Source organism: uncultured Methanobrevibacter sp., assembly GCF_902784195.1.
Taxonomy (GTDB): Archaea; Methanobacteriota; Methanobacteria; order Methanobacteriales; family Methanobacteriaceae; genus Methanobrevibacter.
The window spans coordinates 233585-249448 of record NZ_CACZTX010000001.1 but is presented as its reverse complement, the minus strand read 5'-3'; the positions used below and the strand labels follow the sequence as shown (position 1 = coordinate 249448).

The following is a 15864-nucleotide window of genomic DNA, read 5'->3' as shown; positions in this document are numbered from 1 at the left end:
ATTAGTTACTGTAATTATATATTTAGTTTCTAATTATAAAAACTTTTTTAAAATTCACTGAAAATTATTATTCTCTATTTATTAATATTTTGACTATTATGATTGTCAATATCACTAAAATAAAGAATATGATTAACCCTGTTGGAGATTTCCCATTGAATAATATATAACCTATATCAAAAATAACATATAACAATACAAGTCCTAAAACTGGTGATAAAATTAATCCTAAAATACACGCTGCATCGCTATCAAAACCACTCATAATATCCCTCACATATGCCCAATACCTAAAACAGATAAAACAAAAAGAACAATAGCCCACAATAAAACAGCAATTGCTAATCCTAAACCCGTATGTAAAGCTTTCTTAATTTTTTCAAAAACAAAATACCCTACTAACAAATTTTTTAAATCTTTCATATCCATATATAAACCCCTACATATTTTAAAAAAAATAGATATTGTTAATATATAATCTGTAATATTTAAATATTTTGTAAATCGTAAAGGTAGAGATTATCCTTGCTATTCCATAAAATTTAAGAGTTCTTCAAAACCAACTTCCTAAGGATAATCACATATGAGACATAAAAGGAAAAATAGCAAACATACGAGTGAGTAAAAAAAGAGTACTTGAAAAAACTTTCAAGTTGCATAATAACACATTGAACCCAAGCACATAAAGAGGATGAATGAAAGATTTTAAAAACTAATCATACAGACAGACTTGGATTGTTTATTCTTCATTAATCTATATATAATGGAAAAAAGAGCAAAATTATAATTTAGAACCATTTTTATGATTACATCAAGTTCTAATATAAAATAGTTTTAATATCAATACTTTGGATAATTTAATAGATAAAATACTTGCTTATAAAGAAATACAATATAAAATTAATATTTTTAAAATTAAAAAAATTTTTTATATCTTAAAATTATAATTAATAATATAATCAATTCAATAAAGGGGAAATTATGAATAATGGAGTAGTTTTTAACAATACAACTTATGAACTCGGTAATTTAGTAGCAGACGTGGATTCTGGAATTATCGCACTTCCAGACTTACAAAGACCATTTGTATGGAAAGATACACAAATAAGAGACTTAATTGATTCATTATACAAAGGCATGCCAACAGGTTTAATCATCCTTTGGAAAATTGGAGATGGTGATGGTTATAAACCTAAGCCAATAGGTAAAGATAAGGTTACAACCCCAAATAGACTTGTAATCGATGGCCAACAAAGATTAACTTCTCTTTTTGCTGTTTTTACAGGAAAATCAGTGTTAAACAAAAATTACCAATGGAGAAATCCACACATAGCCTTCAATCCTATCACTGAAGAAATTCAAGTATTAAACTCAAGTATTCAAAAAGATCCAGAATGGATTGATGATATAACTGAAATATTCAATACTGGTTTATTTACACTTGTCAGTGCCTACCGCAATAAAATTAATGAAAAGAAACCAGATATGGAATTCAATGAAGAAAAAATTGGTGGAAGACTCGAAAGAATGAAAAATATACAGAAATATTCCATTTCTGTACTCGAATTATCATCTGATTTGGATCCTGAAGAAGTTTCTGAAATATTTGTAAGAATAAACAGTAAAGGAAAAATATTAAACCAATCCGATTTTATTTTAACTTTAATGTCTGTATACTGGGATAAAGGAAGAGAAGCAATTGAGGAATTTGTAAAAGGGTGTAAAACACCTAGTGAAGGTGATGCTTCTCCATATAATACAATTAAAGCTCAACCAGAATCTGAACATCTATTAAGGCCAACTGTTGCTTTATCATTTTTAAGAGGACGTTTAAGATATGCTTATTTAATCTTAAAAGGTAGAAACTTAGAAAATAAGACAACCAGTAAGGAAGAACGTGACAAAAACTTTGAAATATTTAAAAAAGCCCAAGAGCAAACATTAAACATTAAAAATTGGCATGATTTTGTAAATATAATTGAATCAATCGGATTTATTAACTATGATTTGCTAATCAGTTCTAAATTTGCATTTTATGCATGCTATGGATTATATTTAATTGGTAAAGAAAAATTCAAAGTGCCCTATAATGAATTAAATAGAATTATTCAAAAATGGTTTATATTCTCTCAATTAACTCAAAGATACACTTCTTCACCTGAATCCATTTATGAACAAGATTTATCTAATTTCAGAAGTGAAGATGCTGATTTTATTGGAATATTAAATAGGATAATGAATAGCGAATTAACTGAAGACTATTGGAATATCACTTTGCCTGAAAGATTAATTTCATCAATAAACAACTATGCAGGAAAAGTATATACAGTTTCTAAAATATATTCTGGAGAGAATATGCTTTTTTCAAAAGCAATTCTAAGAGATCATTTAAATCCATTAACTAAAGCACCTAAGAAATCTGTAGATGTTCATCATATCTTCCCTAAAAATTATTTAATTAAGAATGGAATTAAAGATAAAAGAGATTATAATCAACAAGCGAATATGATTTATATTGAATATAAAGACAATATTAAAATCAGCGATAAATCTCCAGAAGAATATTGGACACTGATGGTTGATTCTTTAGGTGATGCAGATAAAGAGGATTTATTAAATAATTACACTGAAAAATACGATTTACCTCATGATTTCTGGAATATGGATTATTTTGACTTTTTAGAAGCTCGTAGGAAATTGATGGCAAAAAGTATCAGAGAATATTTTGAAAAAATATAAATTCCTTAAAGAGTTGATTCTATGCAAGATGAATTTTTAGACAATTACTTTAATGAACTTAGTAAAGAAATAGACAATCAAGACTTTATAAATGAACTGAAAAAAGAAATTAGGCGCTCTAAAAAAGAGAATATTGAAGGAATTATCAAAAAATACTATTAAGGTGCTGATATGACTAAACTGCAATTTGATGATATAGAAATACGCTCCTTTAGAGGCATCAAACAATATACTTTGAACTTTGACAAAAAGTCTTTAGTGTTCTGTGGGGCTAACGGTACTGGGAAAAGTTCATTTGTAAATGCTATCGAATACCTATTTACAGGAAAGGTCGGAAGCCTTAGTGGGATGGGTGATGTGGATCACGACAAATCCCTTATTCATATGGGGGATAAGGCAAGTGATGTGCTTGTCAGAGCACATATTGGAGATTATACAATCGAAAGATCTTTCAAAAATGGTTTAAAATATGATAAGGAACTTAAGGACTTGAAGGATGATTTCAAAAACGGTTCATTCATCTTAAATAGAAAAAAACTATTGAAATTCATTGAATCAACTCCTAGAAAACGTTACGATACAATTACAAATCTCATATCATATGAAAAATATGATAAAATTGAAGAGAAACTCAGATGGGTAAATAACAGCCTAATCAAGCAAGTGAAAAATAAAAAGGCGGAACTAGAAAATAACACAAATGAAATCAGAAGCATCTACAACTGTGACATAGATGACATTTATGATGAAATTAATTTTGTTTTGGAAAAGAATAATCTTGATACCATCACAAAAGACACTTTTCTAAAGGATTTTGTAAAGAAATTCTCAGAAAACAATAAACTTATTGAGGGGATAGATGAAGACATCTCTAATATAAACGATAAATACATGAAATTATTGGATGACTATGAAAACATCTCATTGAATGAATTCAAATCTGCAAATTCATTATTGTCCTTATTGAAAAAATCCGGAGAATACATTCAAAGCGAGAAAGTGGATGAATGTCCAATTTGCCATGGCAAAATAGAAAATGAAAAGTTAATGGCAGATATAAAAAATAGGATAATGGATATAGAAGCAAGGAATAATGAATTAAACAACTGGAAATACGAAGTTAAATCATTAATCAATGAATTGAAAGATCTTGATTACAACTTGAAAGAATTCGATTTAAGAGATTTCATTAAGGATTTGGAGGATTTTTCAAACTTCAATAAAAAGATTAGTGAAATGGATAAGAACATGCTTCCAAACATTAAAGTGAAAATTGAATTGATTAAAGAAAAGCAAAGCACTAGCAATGAGGAATTAGATGATGCATTGGAAGTTATCTTTAAGCTAATTGATAGAGAAAAGATTGAAGGAGAACTTGAAAAGATAAAAAAAGAAGCTAAAATTGCAGAAATAAGCTATAAGACTTTCACTGATATGAAAAAGGAATCCATAAAACACATTTTAGAGGAAATCAGTGAATACTTTGATACATTCTATAGGTTCATACATGGCAATGATGACATAAAAAATCCTGGAATAAATGTAAAAAGTTCCAATAGTCTAAAATTGGGAGTTCAATTTGACAAAGATTATTCTGACCCTAGAACATTCTCTAGTGAAGGGCATATTGACACTATGGGATTATGTATATTCCTGGCTTTTGTTAAAAGATTCAATAAATATCAATTCATGATGTTAGATGATATTATCTCAACAGTTGATTTGGAACATAAGGAACAAGTCATTAGATTATTATTTGAAGAGTTTGGAGATTACACATTTGTTATAACAACCCATAATAAATTATGGTTTGAACAGTTAGCCAGAATTACAAGTGCACATAAGAAAGGAAATGATTTCAAATTCGTGGAAATCAAGAAATGGGATAAGAAAGAAGGGCCAAAACTTTCAGAAAGCATGACCACAAAGCAAATCATTGCCAACTATATTGATAATGGTGACAGCTTTGCTGCAGGAAATTCAATAAGACGCTATTTAGAAGATGTATTATATGATATATGCTTAACAAATGCAATTAGATTACCTCTGAAAAAGCATTATACTGTAGATGATTATTACAAACAACTTAAATTATTTAAAAATGAGTTGTTCAAAGGCAATGCTAATTTTAAAGATTATTATGATAATGTCTTTGAGGAATTGGACAGCACTGCTTATATGGGTAATCTATTATCCCATAAGAACGAAGCGAATTACGATTTAAGCATAGGGGAAATCGAAAAGTTCAAAGATGCAGTCTATAATTTTGAAAACGCATTCAAATGTTATGATCATCCTACTAAATGCATCAAATTCAATAAGGATAAGAAAATGGGAATGTGCATACAAAATAAATGCAATTATATAATGTATATTAAAAAACAAGCGTGAAATTGAACTTTAATTTTGAAAAGATTTATAAATTACTAATGTTTATTATTAGTATAATATAAGGGGGCATAAAATGGAAGATAAGAATCTTAAATTAAAATTAAAGAGTGAATTGAAAAATAAAATGCCTAAGCGTATTTTTATTGAGCTTCTAGATGATATGGGCATTGACCAAGAATTAGGGAAAAATGAAGCGGTAGATTTTATTTTTGAAAAATATTCCAATGAACAAGTTAAAGATCTAATTTTAAAGGAATATGATAAAAATAACCTTTCCAGAAATAAGGAAAAATTCTTAAATACCATTAATAGAATAAGCATTGATGAAAGGCCTAAATTAAATAAGAAAGATGAAAGAGAAAATAAAAGAAAACAGCGCCAAAAAAGAATTCAAAGAAATAAAGAAAAACAAAAGAAAAGAGAAGAAGAAAGAAAAAGACAAATAGAGGAAGAAAATAAAAGAAAAGAAGAAGAAAGAAAAAGAAACATTGAAAGGTTAGAAAGAGAAAATAAAAGAAAAGAAGAAGAAAGAAAAAGACAAATAGAGGAAGAAAATAAAAGAAAAGAAGAAGAAAGAAAGAAACAATCTACTACTGAAGACAAAATTGAAAAAACAAAAACAGCACCAAAACAAGCAGAAGAAAAACCAAAATTAATCAAAAATGATGATAATCCCATTGACAAAGAGGAATATATTGAAAATATTATTAAAAAATATAAATTAAAAAATCCGACAAATTATCATAAGAGAAACTTATATGAGACTTCAGAAGAGGATATAGAAAAAGCATTTCAAAGAAAATTCGATTATCCTGCTGTACCTGAATTGAACATTAACCATGCACTTTACTCAAATATTTACTTCCTATATGATTACATTAAAAATGATGATCGTGAATATTACAAAAACAGAAATGTTGAATTAAGTGAATATGTGAAAGAATGTTTTAAAATAGATGAAAAATTAATCAAATACAAATATCACAATAAATATATCCCTAGTTTCACAAAAGCCCTTTTTAAAGGTGTGAAAAACATTTATAAAACATATTTTATGGATAAAGAGGGCGTAGCACTTATTTCAGTGCCTTCTTCAACAAAAGATGAAGATCCACAAACAAAGAAATCCATAGTTGCCATTAAAAAAGGAAAGGAAGATGGAGAATATGAATATGATTTTGAAATCCTTGATTATAGTGACCTATTAATCAGATGCAAAAGTGTCAAGTCCTCATCTAAAGGTGGAGGCAGGTCATTGGATAAGCATTTTAAGTCTATAATATTCAATGAAGATAAAGAATTATCCGATTTGAAATTGGGTTATATACTTTTAGATGACATCACAACATCAGGAAACATTATGTATGCATGTAGAAGCATTTTAATTGACAATGGATTTAAAAATGAGGACATTATTTCTCTAACAATTGGTAGAACTGTTGACAATGATGAATTGATTTACACTAAAGATGGACTCATAATTGAAGTTGAACCATATAAAGTGGAAAGGTGGAATGATGAATAAATTTAAGGAATTGCTTTTTTTAAGCAATATTAAACGTGTAGGAAAAGGCACAATCAATGATAAATATTTGGAATTAGTAAAGAATTCAGAAAATTTTAACGATTTAATTTCCAATAAAGTAATCACTTCCAAATACTCAAAAGAGAAAATAGTAGATGCCATTGCAAAGACTGAACCTATATATGAAGAAGTAATAAACAATCCTGAAATAACTGTAATAACCCCATTCGATCAAGAATACCCTGATAAATTAAATGATATGGGAAATAAAAAACCAATATTCTTATATGTGAAAGGAAATGTGGAAGCATTATCCAAACCTAATATGGCAGTTATTGGAACAAGAAAACCTTCTGAAAACAGCCAAATTTTTGAAAAAGAACTTGTTAAAGCAGTTTTAGACCAATCAGATAGAGCAATCATAAGTGGTCTTGCATTAGGTTGTGATAAGATAGCTCATGAAACAACTGTTATGGAAAATAAAGTCACCATAGCAATATTGCCAAGTGGATTCAATAATATTGCACCAGCTTCACATAAAAAATTAGCAGAAGAAATCATAGAAAATGGAGGTTGTTTGGTTTCAGAATATGCACCAAATATAAAAGCCAACAAAGGTTATTATGTAGATAGGGATCAAATAGTTGCTGCATTTTCAGATATCAACTTTGTTATCCAATGTGGAGAAAAAAGCGGAACAATGCATACTGTAAATGCCACTATAAACTACAAAAACAGTGATAGTGATTATCATAGAGATTTATACGTTTATCTTCCAAATGAATTATCAAAAGAAAATTATATTAATGATAATCCTATTGGTGATTATAGTGGTAATGTTAAGATATTAAATGATGGAAATGGAACTAGAGTTAGCGATATTGAAGAGTTTTGTGAAGAATTAGCTATCTTGGATTCCAGTCCCAATATTAAAAAAAGTTCTAAACCTAAATCTACGAAAAAATCTAAGCAAACAACTTTATTTTAAATTTAAATGATGAATTTCATCGTTTTCTTTTTTTTTCAAATCCTCTCCAAAAAGAACTTAAACTCATTATGATCCATAATCTCAACCATTTCAAATAATCCAAGCTCTTTCAATCTGTCAAAAGGTTTTCTAAGAATAAACCTATAAGACCCTGCCCTATCTGCAGCAGGATTATGCTTATCAGAAATAGCTACAACAATGTAAACCTTCTTTATATTAAGCAAAAACTCATTGATATCTATCATATCTTCTTTAGAAATCTTATTTTTAATGCAATAATCCTTATAGACATTAGGTAAAGCCAAGTCAAGGGTTTCAAATGGCTTCAACCTTAACTTAAATGCAAGTTCATCACCATAACTGTTATAAACCCATTGCAATCTTTCATAATACTTGTCATAACATTGTGAATCCTTATTCATATTATACAAGATATCCTGAAGCTCTCCTCTTTTGCTATTCCTATCTATTTTCACTCCCTTGTACTCTATGAAATATAGAACTTTTCTCTTTTTATCCAAATACAAACCGTCACAGGTAGATGGCAGGTTACAAATATCTATAGTTTCAGTATCCCTACAAATATCGTCAAAGGAATACATCATGAAATCACTACTTACAAGAGGTTCCTTGCTTTTGCTTATACATTCCTTGTGTTTAATTGAAGGACAATCCTTATCGTGAACAGGACATGGCATTGATATCTCACTTACAGTCTGATAATACTTACCATAAAAAGACAAAAACTTATCAAACTTTTCTATATCATCCATCCTAATCACCATCTAGTTTCTTGAACATCAAGTCCATCTTGATTTCATCAAGGATATCATATGGTTGTCCCAGGTTTCTGTAGATTGCTTCAAGATTATTGGAGTCAACAGAAACAATGTCATACTGATACCCTTCTGCTTTTTGAGTCAGATAGAAGAAGCTCTCATCAATCAAGTCATAGTATTGGGAATATAATTCAATAGCTTCAATAAAGAAAGGACTGTGTGAAGCGATGTAAATGCTTAAGTCAAGCTCCTTTACAAGCAAAACAAGAATCTTTGCAAACTTGATCTGCCATTCTGGGTGAAGATTGACTTCAGGCTCATCCATGATAAGGAAAGAATTAGGTTCAAGTTCCTTGTTGTTTAGAAGTGTTTGAATGATTGCTACCTGCTTAACTCCTGAAGATGTGTTTTTCATATGTGATTTGAATCCGTTTTCCCTAACGAAGAACAATTCGCCGTTTTCCTTCTTAATCTCTCCACCGAGAATTTCCTTAATGAGCTTTTCAACTTCCAGCTCTTCATCGTTAATGTCTTCAGTTATTTCCAAAGCAGCTTCCAAGCTTTTAACATGCTCTAAAAAGTAGGTTCCACCAGACTTATTGTCAAATAAGGAGAATGAATCAAAGTAAAAGACTTTACTTATATCTAATTCTCCTTCTTTATCAAACTTATAGTTCTTGAAATCAATAGTGTATGAAAACTCATCATCACAGTATATGTAAGCGTAATCCTTGTTTTCCTGAGGACCTGTTATATCGAATTCACTATCAAGCAATTCCTTTATTGTAGAGTCATTCTCTGATGAAATGGCCCTTAAGAAACAGTATAACAAATTGCTTGTGGTAGACTTTCCAGTACAGTTCTTACCACCTATGACATTGATTCTTCCTATGTCCATATCCGCATGATTGATTGAACCTACATTATTGATTTTAAATTTAAAATTAGACATGTTATCCCCGATATATGATTTTTAATAATAGTATGTTTTTTAAAAATTTAAATCTATTGAAATTTTTTTATAAAATCATTATAATTTTTCAACCTAATTATAATCTAATAATAAAATAAAGACCATATTTTATTTAAAATAAAAAATTAACAATATATAACTATTTATAACCAAAATAAAGAACAAATAAATCTTTAAATAGTTAAAAAATCAATATAAGAAAATATAGTTAAGTGGCTTTAATAATGAAATTTAAATTAAAAATAGTTTAAAAAGAGTTGAAGCGAAGATACTTGCTAGGGAGGTGATTATATGCGGGAAATAATTGATATTGCCCTTGCACTATATTATTTTGTTTGCACTATATTAATAGTGCAGACAATAATAAAAGCAAGAAAGAAGTAGGGAAACCCCTACTTCACTAATATCAATTATATTTTTCCCACTATATAAGATTAACTAAAGAAATTAAATAAAAAAGAAAAAGAACCATAAATAGTTAATTATCTATTAAAATAACTCTTCTTTTTCTTTTTTTTATTTTACACTAATTCAAAACCTTTATATACTACCATTACATAAACTTGTTAAATCAATTTTTATACGGTGATATTTATGTCAAGTAAACTTGACAAACTAATAGCATCCTACAACTCTGTGGAATGTGAATTCAATGTAGACAAATCCATAGAAGTCTGTAAGGAAATACTGAAAATCAATCCTAATCTAATCGAATATCAGGAAAACCTGGCTTGCGATTATTACGAAAATAAGGAATATGAAAAATCAATCGAACTTTTTAACAAATGTATGGAAAATGGCGGAGTGAGTGACAGCGGTTTTCTTATGATAGCGCTTACCTATATAAAAATGAATGAAATAGCTAAGGCATTGGAAATCTTAAAGGAAACCAAGAATAATGAAAGATACCTTTTGAATCATTTGATTGTATACAGGGAACTTGAAGAATACGAAAATGCAATCGAATACGGAGAAAAAGTGCTGGACTTGAATCCTGAAAACACATTGGCATTGTTTCACATGTCAGAAATCTATGATGAAATTGATGACAGCGAACGTTCCATGTTCTATTACAATGAGCTTGCCAATGTAGTTCCATCAATGAAGTCTGCTGTACTGATTCGCTTATACTCTCTTGGCAAATACGATGAGCTAATCGAGTCCTTTGAAGAGCAAAAACAAAAGGGAATCTTTGAAAAGGACCCATTTCAATTATGTCATAGGGATGTCATACTATGAATTGAACAGGCCTTACGACTCATTGAAATACCTCATTAACTCAGACAGACTCTATCCTACAGCGGATAAGAAAACTGCAATAGCTAAAAACTATATTGAAATACTAAAGTTCGAACTAGCTCATAAATACCTGGAAGAAGCATTGAAAATCGATGAAATGGACAAAACAAGCTTATTTTTAATCACCGAAACTTCCTATTATTTAGGAAACTATTATCTGGCAATCGAATATGCAAACAAGCTATTGAGTAACTACCAATATGACAAGGCATTCCATGTCCTTGGAGCAATCTATTTCGACTTGGGAGACAATCAAAATGCATTTGAATCCATAAAGGTTGGAACACATGTTATGCTTCAGAATTGGGATTACAGTAAAGGACCATATAAAGAATACATTATGGAAATTGCCAAAAGGCTATCCAAGGCAGGATATGCAGAAAGAGCTGAAAACATCTATAATAAACTACAATCAAAACATCCGGATTATTATACAATATACCTGGAACGTGCTAAGCATTATAAAAGAGTTGGAAAAAAAGAACTTGCTGAAAAGGACTTTGAAAAGTACAATGAATACATGATGGAAGAGGAAAGGGAATGGAGAGAATTCCTAAAAGAAATAGGGGAAGATGAAGATGATGGATAAAAATCCTAAATCTCATTCATCTTTACTTTCAAATCAAATTTAGCGAATTTGGTCTCTTTGAGGAACTTGTCCATATCCTTATCCAGCTTGCGGGCAAGGTTTTCAACAAGCTCTTCAAATTGATCGAAATCCTCCTTGTCCAATGATTCAAGTCCATGAGCCAAGATTGAATTATTTCTTTTAATGGTTATATTGTTGATGCTATGCCTATTTTCTGCAAAGTACTTTCCCAATTCATCATCCAATTCTGCCAATAGCTCATAATCCTTGATCAATCCTATTTTTATTTTGCCTTCATCCCTTGTTTTTTCAAGTGCATCAATGAATTCCTGGCTGACTTTTTTCTCTAAAAGTATATTAACATCAATATCTGAACTTGTTAATCCATAAGAAGCAAGCCTAATTTGTGCAATCAATTCAAATGCCCTATATAATCGAGCGATGGCATCATCATACTTATATTCCTCTGCCCTTCTTATTGAATTATTAATCAAGCTTGCAAGAATATAGCAGTTCTTGAGATTCTCGTGTTGAGACCTTACTATAGTGCCTAATGCCTTAAGGTTAATCTTGATATCATTCTTGATTTCATTAAGCTCTAAGAGATTCAGGTCAACTTTAGTGAGAAAATCGTAAGCGACATCAAAGTCCATATTGTCCCATGCATAATATGCATTGGAAAGATTCATAAGGTCCTCTGTGTGAATGCTTTCATCAACTATTTTTTCCAATATTTCACTTGCAGTGTAAAATCTGTTTGCATTGAAGTAATTCCTGACTCTCATTAGTGAAAACTTGTCATAGACCTTATAGAGGTTTTGATACTTTATTGTTTCTGTACCAAGGGATACTGTTCCATTCTTCCTGTCTCCAGTAACACTGATAAGGTCCACTGAATAGAACATTCCGCAGCAAGCCATTGCAGCGGACATGGTTTTGGTTCCGGAAGTGTAATCCATGATAATTTCATGCTTGTCTTCGGATAAGATGTTGAATTTCCATACCATTCTTTCAAATGCTTCAAAGCAGTCATTGAAACTGTCTATATCATTTAAAATAGCAATTTCATAGTCTTCACCTTCAATGAATACATCATCATCAGCCTCAAAGAGTTCCTTAACATAATCGATTGTATTCATTGATATTTCTGAGGCAAAGAACACTATATAGTCTGGAGAGATCTTGTTAATTGAATTGTATAATACCTTAGCCAATCTTTGATAGCTCTCCTCATCTGAATTTGGATTAACTCCTGTTCCCACTGTCATAAATAGAGTCTTTATTTTCCTTCTCATGATACCACTGCAAAAAGTAAAATAAGTTAAATAATAATTTTTTATTTTAAATTAATAAAAATAGTCTATTTTTAAAATTATTTATAATTATCTAATGGGATATTATATTTCTAAAATTTTTTCGATGAAAATCAATTCAATGATGAAAATACAATTTATTTGTTTCGTTATAATATAACAAGTCAAATATAGTTTACTATATCTAAAAAAATATTCTGATTAGTCTATAAAATTGATTTAAAGCAATAATATTCAATTTAAAAATCGATAACATTATATACTATGTTTTTGAAATGAATGATTGAGTATTAGGATTTATTGTAAGATCATTGAGTTCTCAAAGAATGAATTTGATAACTGAAGTGATACCATGAACATAGAAAAATATCCTCAATACCAATTATATAAATTTACCTTATTGCTGGAAGAGAATAAGGCAATGTATATAAAACCAGATATTGAATCTCGTGCAGTAGATGGAACAATAATAAATAGGGCATATTATAGTGCTTATTCCTATGCTCTCTTATGGTTAGAAGAAATTTCAGGATTTAAACTTAAACAAAAGTGGGAATATGAAGCAGAAGGGAAAAAATATGTTTCTGAACATAGGCAAGTTAGAGATTGCTTAATAAAGTATGAAAAGATGAAAGCAAGTAAAAATTTATATGAATTGCATAGATTACGTAAAAAAGCAGATTATAAATTATTTAATCCCTTAACTGAAAAAGAAATTAATGATTCTATAAAATATATGGAAAATGTTTTAAATGAATTAAAATTTGAAAATAAATGAAGGTAAAAAAATGATATATAAGCTAATAAATGAAGATAACACCCTTGTAAATGAATACCCAGCACCGCAAATCTACAAAACATTATCAGATGAAGAAAAAAATAACATATACACTTTTAAAAAAGAAATAGAAAAAATCACAATCCCTAAAGGATTGGGAAAAGTCTATGTAAATGTTATGTACGACTGCATTCAACTTGAAAAGGAGTATATTATAAAGTATTCAAATGGACATAGCCATGAATATTATGAAAAAGAAATAGAAAAAATATGCAATCAAATGGAATCTTTTTCAAAAAAGAACAATCTATTTGATTTCTATCTTGGTTGCCATATTCTATTAATGGATTAAATGTTAATTAATTTCTAAAAATTTAAAAAAAGAAAAAATAGATTATTTAAGCATAGTACTGAAGAGGTTTGTCATCCTTTTTCTCTTCGCCTAAGCCAAATAATACTTGGAACAATTCAGAAAGGTCTTCAACTGGACCGATTCCCAATTTAAGACAAGCTCCAATGTAGAGTTTTTCAATATCCTCATCAGCTATCTTTTCACCGTTTTCAGATTTGAGATAGCCTAAGAAATATGCTGCTACAATTGGGCCAATTCCGTAATCTGGGAGCTCTCTTTCTTGTTCCTGTTTTTTTAAAATATTGCTTTTTCCTATCATCATATCACCGGAACAAAATTATAAACTTCGTCACTTATAAAGGTTTGCTATATTAAACCATTTATGAAAAAAATAGATGAGAATTTAAAAAAAATATTGAATTTAAAAAAATGTGGAAGAAGATGAATTTAAAAAAATAAAACTTAATTTTAAAAAAAAGTAAAAAAAGATGAAATTAAGTCTCATACTCAACATCAGATCTTAATCCAACCAATGAAGCACAGACTGCTATTACACATAAAATAGCTGAAATGATACAGGAAATCCTTGAACTTTCCATAAGCAATGGATAATACTCAGGAACAATAGGCACATTTCCCATAATGTATGCAAATATTACAGTCAATAGACCAATACTTAAAGTCTGACCGATAACTCTCATTGCTGCAAGGGATGCAGATGCAGTACCTGTTTCCTCTTTAGGCACAGAACTCATAATTGCATTTGTATTTGGAGTTGAAAACATTCCATAACCGATTCCCTGAAGGAACATTGCAATTATAATGAGATACAATGGAGTTGATTCATTCAAGAAGCATAAGATCAGAATAGCTACAGTTACAAATCCCATTCCAATAGCTGCAAGCTTTTGAGGATCTATCTTATCGGATATTCTGCCTGATATCGGTGCCAATATTGCCATCATGACTGGTGTTACGATTAGAAGTAGACCTGATATTTGGGAGTCTAAGCCCATAATGTATTGAAAATGATAGGTTACTATGTATGTGATTACGAAAGTTGCCAAATAACTTATCAAGGATGCTAAATTTGAAGAGGAGAACCTTGCATTCTTAAACAATCTCACTTCGAATACAGGATTATTGACCCTCAATTCAATATACGCAAAGCAAATCAGTAAGGCCAAACCAACTATTAATAATATCTTACCTAAGCCAGTATTTATTACAGTGAATCCATAAACAAATAGCAGGATTCCAATCATATAGACAATTGATCCTAATTTATCTATAACACCATCATACATTGTCCATTCGTCATCAAGACTGTGGCATAGATAAGCTGAAAATATAAGGAAAGGAAGCATTACATAGAAGATACTTTGCCATCCAAGGTAATAGATTACAATTCCACCGATAACTGGAGCGGATGATAAACCTATATAAACTCCAGCAATATTCAATCCCAATGCTTGTCCACGGGTTTCTGGAGGAACAGCTGAAACGATTAATGCCATTGAAGCCACATTGATGAATGCAGTTCCTATTCCCTGAACGACCCTTGAAAACAATAGTAGTTCACTGGTAAATGAGAAGCATGATATGATCACTCCCACCATAGTGACTATGATTCCAATGAATAATGACCTTTTAAGGCCGTACTTGCTTGTATATTTTCCTAAAGGTATTGATAATGCAGCAATTGCAAGCAAAAATATGGTAGCAACCCAATTCTGAACTATATTGCTCATTGAAAGCTCACGAGCAATAAGAGGAAGGGCAACTGAAATGTTTGCTAGAAAAGCAGTGACAAATGAAACAACTGCAGCAAGCAGAATAACTGATTTTTCCAAACCTAATCTATTGACAATACCCACATTAACACCTTTTGATTGATATTATTAATTATAATTTAGATTTAATATAAATTTTTATATAATTTTTAAAAACAGAAAAAAATAGCTAAAAACATTTTATATAATTTTTAAAACAGTTCATTGAAAGAAAAATAGCTAAAAACTAAATAAATGTTAAAAAATATTAAAAAAAGAATAATTAAAAGAAGAGGCTAGATAAAGATTATAACGATTTGCAGAAGAGATTGCTATTATAATGTTTTGTGATTTAGAAATTTTTAA

The 15864-nt window shown here is 29.6% G+C and carries 16 protein-coding genes; 9 read left to right on the top strand and 7 right to left on the bottom strand.

Annotated elements, in window-relative coordinates:
- Positions 1-67: 67 nt before the first annotated feature.
- On the bottom strand, positions 68-265 hold the full coding sequence (locus QZU90_RS01185; RefSeq protein WP_296855024.1) for a hypothetical protein: 198 nt from the start codon (positions 263-265) through the stop codon (positions 68-70).
- Between the two features lie 8 nt (positions 266-273).
- Positions 274-429, bottom strand: coding sequence for a hypothetical protein (locus QZU90_RS01180; RefSeq protein ID WP_296855022.1), 156 nt, complete (start codon positions 427-429; stop codon positions 274-276).
- A gap of 552 nt (positions 430-981) precedes the next feature.
- Between QZU90_RS01180 and QZU90_RS01175 the strand changes: the two genes are divergently transcribed.
- From QZU90_RS01175 to QZU90_RS01155, 5 genes are all read left to right on the top strand, one after another.
- The gene (locus QZU90_RS01175) at positions 982-2739 is read left to right on the top strand and encodes a DUF262 domain-containing protein (RefSeq protein ID WP_296855019.1); all 1758 of its coding nucleotides are present in this window, start codon (positions 982-984) and stop codon (positions 2737-2739) included.
- A 21-nt stretch (positions 2740-2760) separates the two neighbouring features.
- Entirely contained in the window at positions 2761-2901 is a 141-nt protein-coding gene (locus QZU90_RS01170) for a hypothetical protein (protein ID WP_296855017.1), read from the top strand.
- Positions 2902-2910: 9 nt separating this feature from the next.
- Positions 2911-5130: an AAA family ATPase gene (locus QZU90_RS01165; protein WP_296855015.1), complete on the top strand. Its 2220-nt coding sequence runs from the start codon at positions 2911-2913 to the stop codon at positions 5128-5130.
- 73 nt (positions 5131-5203) lie between these two features.
- On the top strand, positions 5204-6655 hold the full coding sequence (locus QZU90_RS01160; RefSeq protein WP_296855013.1) for a hypothetical protein: 1452 nt from the start codon (positions 5204-5206) through the stop codon (positions 6653-6655).
- On the top strand, positions 6648-7643 hold the full coding sequence (locus QZU90_RS01155) for a DNA-processing protein DprA (protein ID WP_296855011.1): 996 nt from the start codon (positions 6648-6650) through the stop codon (positions 7641-7643). The genes QZU90_RS01160 and QZU90_RS01155 overlap by 8 nt, the downstream gene beginning before the upstream one ends.
- A 35-nt stretch (positions 7644-7678) precedes the next feature.
- Here QZU90_RS01155 and QZU90_RS01150 read toward each other — a convergent pair whose 3' ends face one another.
- Positions 7679-8416, bottom strand: coding sequence for a hypothetical protein (locus tag QZU90_RS01150; protein ID WP_296855010.1), 738 nt, complete (start codon positions 8414-8416; stop codon positions 7679-7681).
- 1 nt (position 8417) lies between these two features.
- Positions 8418-9374: an AAA family ATPase gene (locus QZU90_RS01145; protein ID WP_296855008.1), complete on the bottom strand. Its 957-nt coding sequence runs from the start codon at positions 9372-9374 to the stop codon at positions 8418-8420.
- Positions 9375-9989: 615 nt separating this feature from the next.
- Between QZU90_RS01145 and QZU90_RS01140 the strand changes: the two genes are divergently transcribed.
- Both QZU90_RS01140 and QZU90_RS01135 read left to right on the top strand, forming a co-directional pair.
- Positions 9990-10634, top strand: a complete 645-nt coding sequence (locus tag QZU90_RS01140) for a lipopolysaccharide assembly protein LapB (protein WP_296855006.1) — start codon at positions 9990-9992, stop codon at positions 10632-10634.
- On the top strand, positions 10588-11283 hold the full coding sequence (locus QZU90_RS01135; protein ID WP_296855004.1) for a lipopolysaccharide assembly protein LapB: 696 nt from the start codon (positions 10588-10590) through the stop codon (positions 11281-11283). The genes QZU90_RS01140 and QZU90_RS01135 overlap by 47 nt, the downstream gene beginning before the upstream one ends.
- Before the next feature lie 5 nt (positions 11284-11288).
- On the opposite strand, the gene QZU90_RS01130 is transcribed toward QZU90_RS01135, so the two are convergent.
- A complete protein-coding gene (locus QZU90_RS01130; RefSeq protein ID WP_296855002.1) occupies positions 11289-12578 on the bottom strand; it encodes a TIGR02710 family CRISPR-associated CARF protein in 1290 nt (429 codons plus the stop codon).
- 370 nt (positions 12579-12948) lie between these two features.
- Here QZU90_RS01130 and QZU90_RS01125 point away from each other — a divergent pair, with 370 nt between their 5' ends.
- Positions 12949-13374, top strand: coding sequence for a hypothetical protein (locus tag QZU90_RS01125; RefSeq protein ID WP_296855000.1), 426 nt, complete (start codon positions 12949-12951; stop codon positions 13372-13374).
- Between the two features lie 10 nt (positions 13375-13384).
- Complete coding sequence (locus QZU90_RS01120; RefSeq protein ID WP_295605102.1) at positions 13385-13726, top strand: hypothetical protein; 342 nt, start codon at positions 13385-13387, stop codon at positions 13724-13726.
- Positions 13727-13772: 46 nt separating this feature from the next.
- On the opposite strand, the gene QZU90_RS01115 is transcribed toward QZU90_RS01120, so the two are convergent.
- Together QZU90_RS01115 and QZU90_RS01110 are read right to left on the bottom strand one after the other, a co-directional pair.
- Positions 13773-14045 (bottom strand): hypothetical protein, encoded by a 273-nt coding sequence (locus QZU90_RS01115; RefSeq protein ID WP_296854997.1) that lies wholly within the window; start codon positions 14043-14045, stop codon positions 13773-13775.
- Positions 14046-14220: 175 nt separating this feature from the next.
- Positions 14221-15603, bottom strand: coding sequence for an MFS transporter (locus tag QZU90_RS01110; protein ID WP_295605098.1), 1383 nt, complete (start codon positions 15601-15603; stop codon positions 14221-14223).
- Positions 15604-15864: the final 261 nt, after the last annotated feature.

Coding starts and splice junctions, on each gene's coding strand:
- QZU90_RS01185 (WP_296855024.1), bottom strand. CDS start 265: ATGAGTGGTTTTGATAGCGATGCAGCGTGTATTTTAGGATTAATTTTA.
- QZU90_RS01180 (WP_296855022.1), bottom strand. CDS start 429: ATGGATATGAAAGATTTAAAAAATTTGTTAGTAGGGTATTTTGTTTTT.
- QZU90_RS01175 (WP_296855019.1), top strand. CDS start 982: ATGAATAATGGAGTAGTTTTTAACAATACAACTTATGAACTCGGTAAT.
- QZU90_RS01170 (WP_296855017.1), top strand. CDS start 2,761: ATGCAAGATGAATTTTTAGACAATTACTTTAATGAACTTAGTAAAGAA.
- QZU90_RS01165 (WP_296855015.1), top strand. CDS start 2,911: ATGACTAAACTGCAATTTGATGATATAGAAATACGCTCCTTTAGAGGC.
- QZU90_RS01160 (WP_296855013.1), top strand. CDS start 5,204: ATGGAAGATAAGAATCTTAAATTAAAATTAAAGAGTGAATTGAAAAAT.
- QZU90_RS01155 (WP_296855011.1), top strand. CDS start 6,648: ATGAATAAATTTAAGGAATTGCTTTTTTTAAGCAATATTAAACGTGTA.
- QZU90_RS01150 (WP_296855010.1), bottom strand. CDS start 8,416: ATGGATGATATAGAAAAGTTTGATAAGTTTTTGTCTTTTTATGGTAAG.
- QZU90_RS01145 (WP_296855008.1), bottom strand. CDS start 9,374: ATGTCTAATTTTAAATTTAAAATCAATAATGTAGGTTCAATCAATCAT.
- QZU90_RS01140 (WP_296855006.1), top strand. CDS start 9,990: ATGTCAAGTAAACTTGACAAACTAATAGCATCCTACAACTCTGTGGAA.
- QZU90_RS01130 (WP_296855002.1), bottom strand. CDS start 12,578: ATGAGAAGGAAAATAAAGACTCTATTTATGACAGTGGGAACAGGAGTT.
- QZU90_RS01125 (WP_296855000.1), top strand. CDS start 12,949: ATGAACATAGAAAAATATCCTCAATACCAATTATATAAATTTACCTTA.
- QZU90_RS01120 (WP_295605102.1), top strand. CDS start 13,385: ATGATATATAAGCTAATAAATGAAGATAACACCCTTGTAAATGAATAC.
- QZU90_RS01115 (WP_296854997.1), bottom strand. CDS start 14,045: ATGATAGGAAAAAGCAATATTTTAAAAAAACAGGAACAAGAAAGAGAG.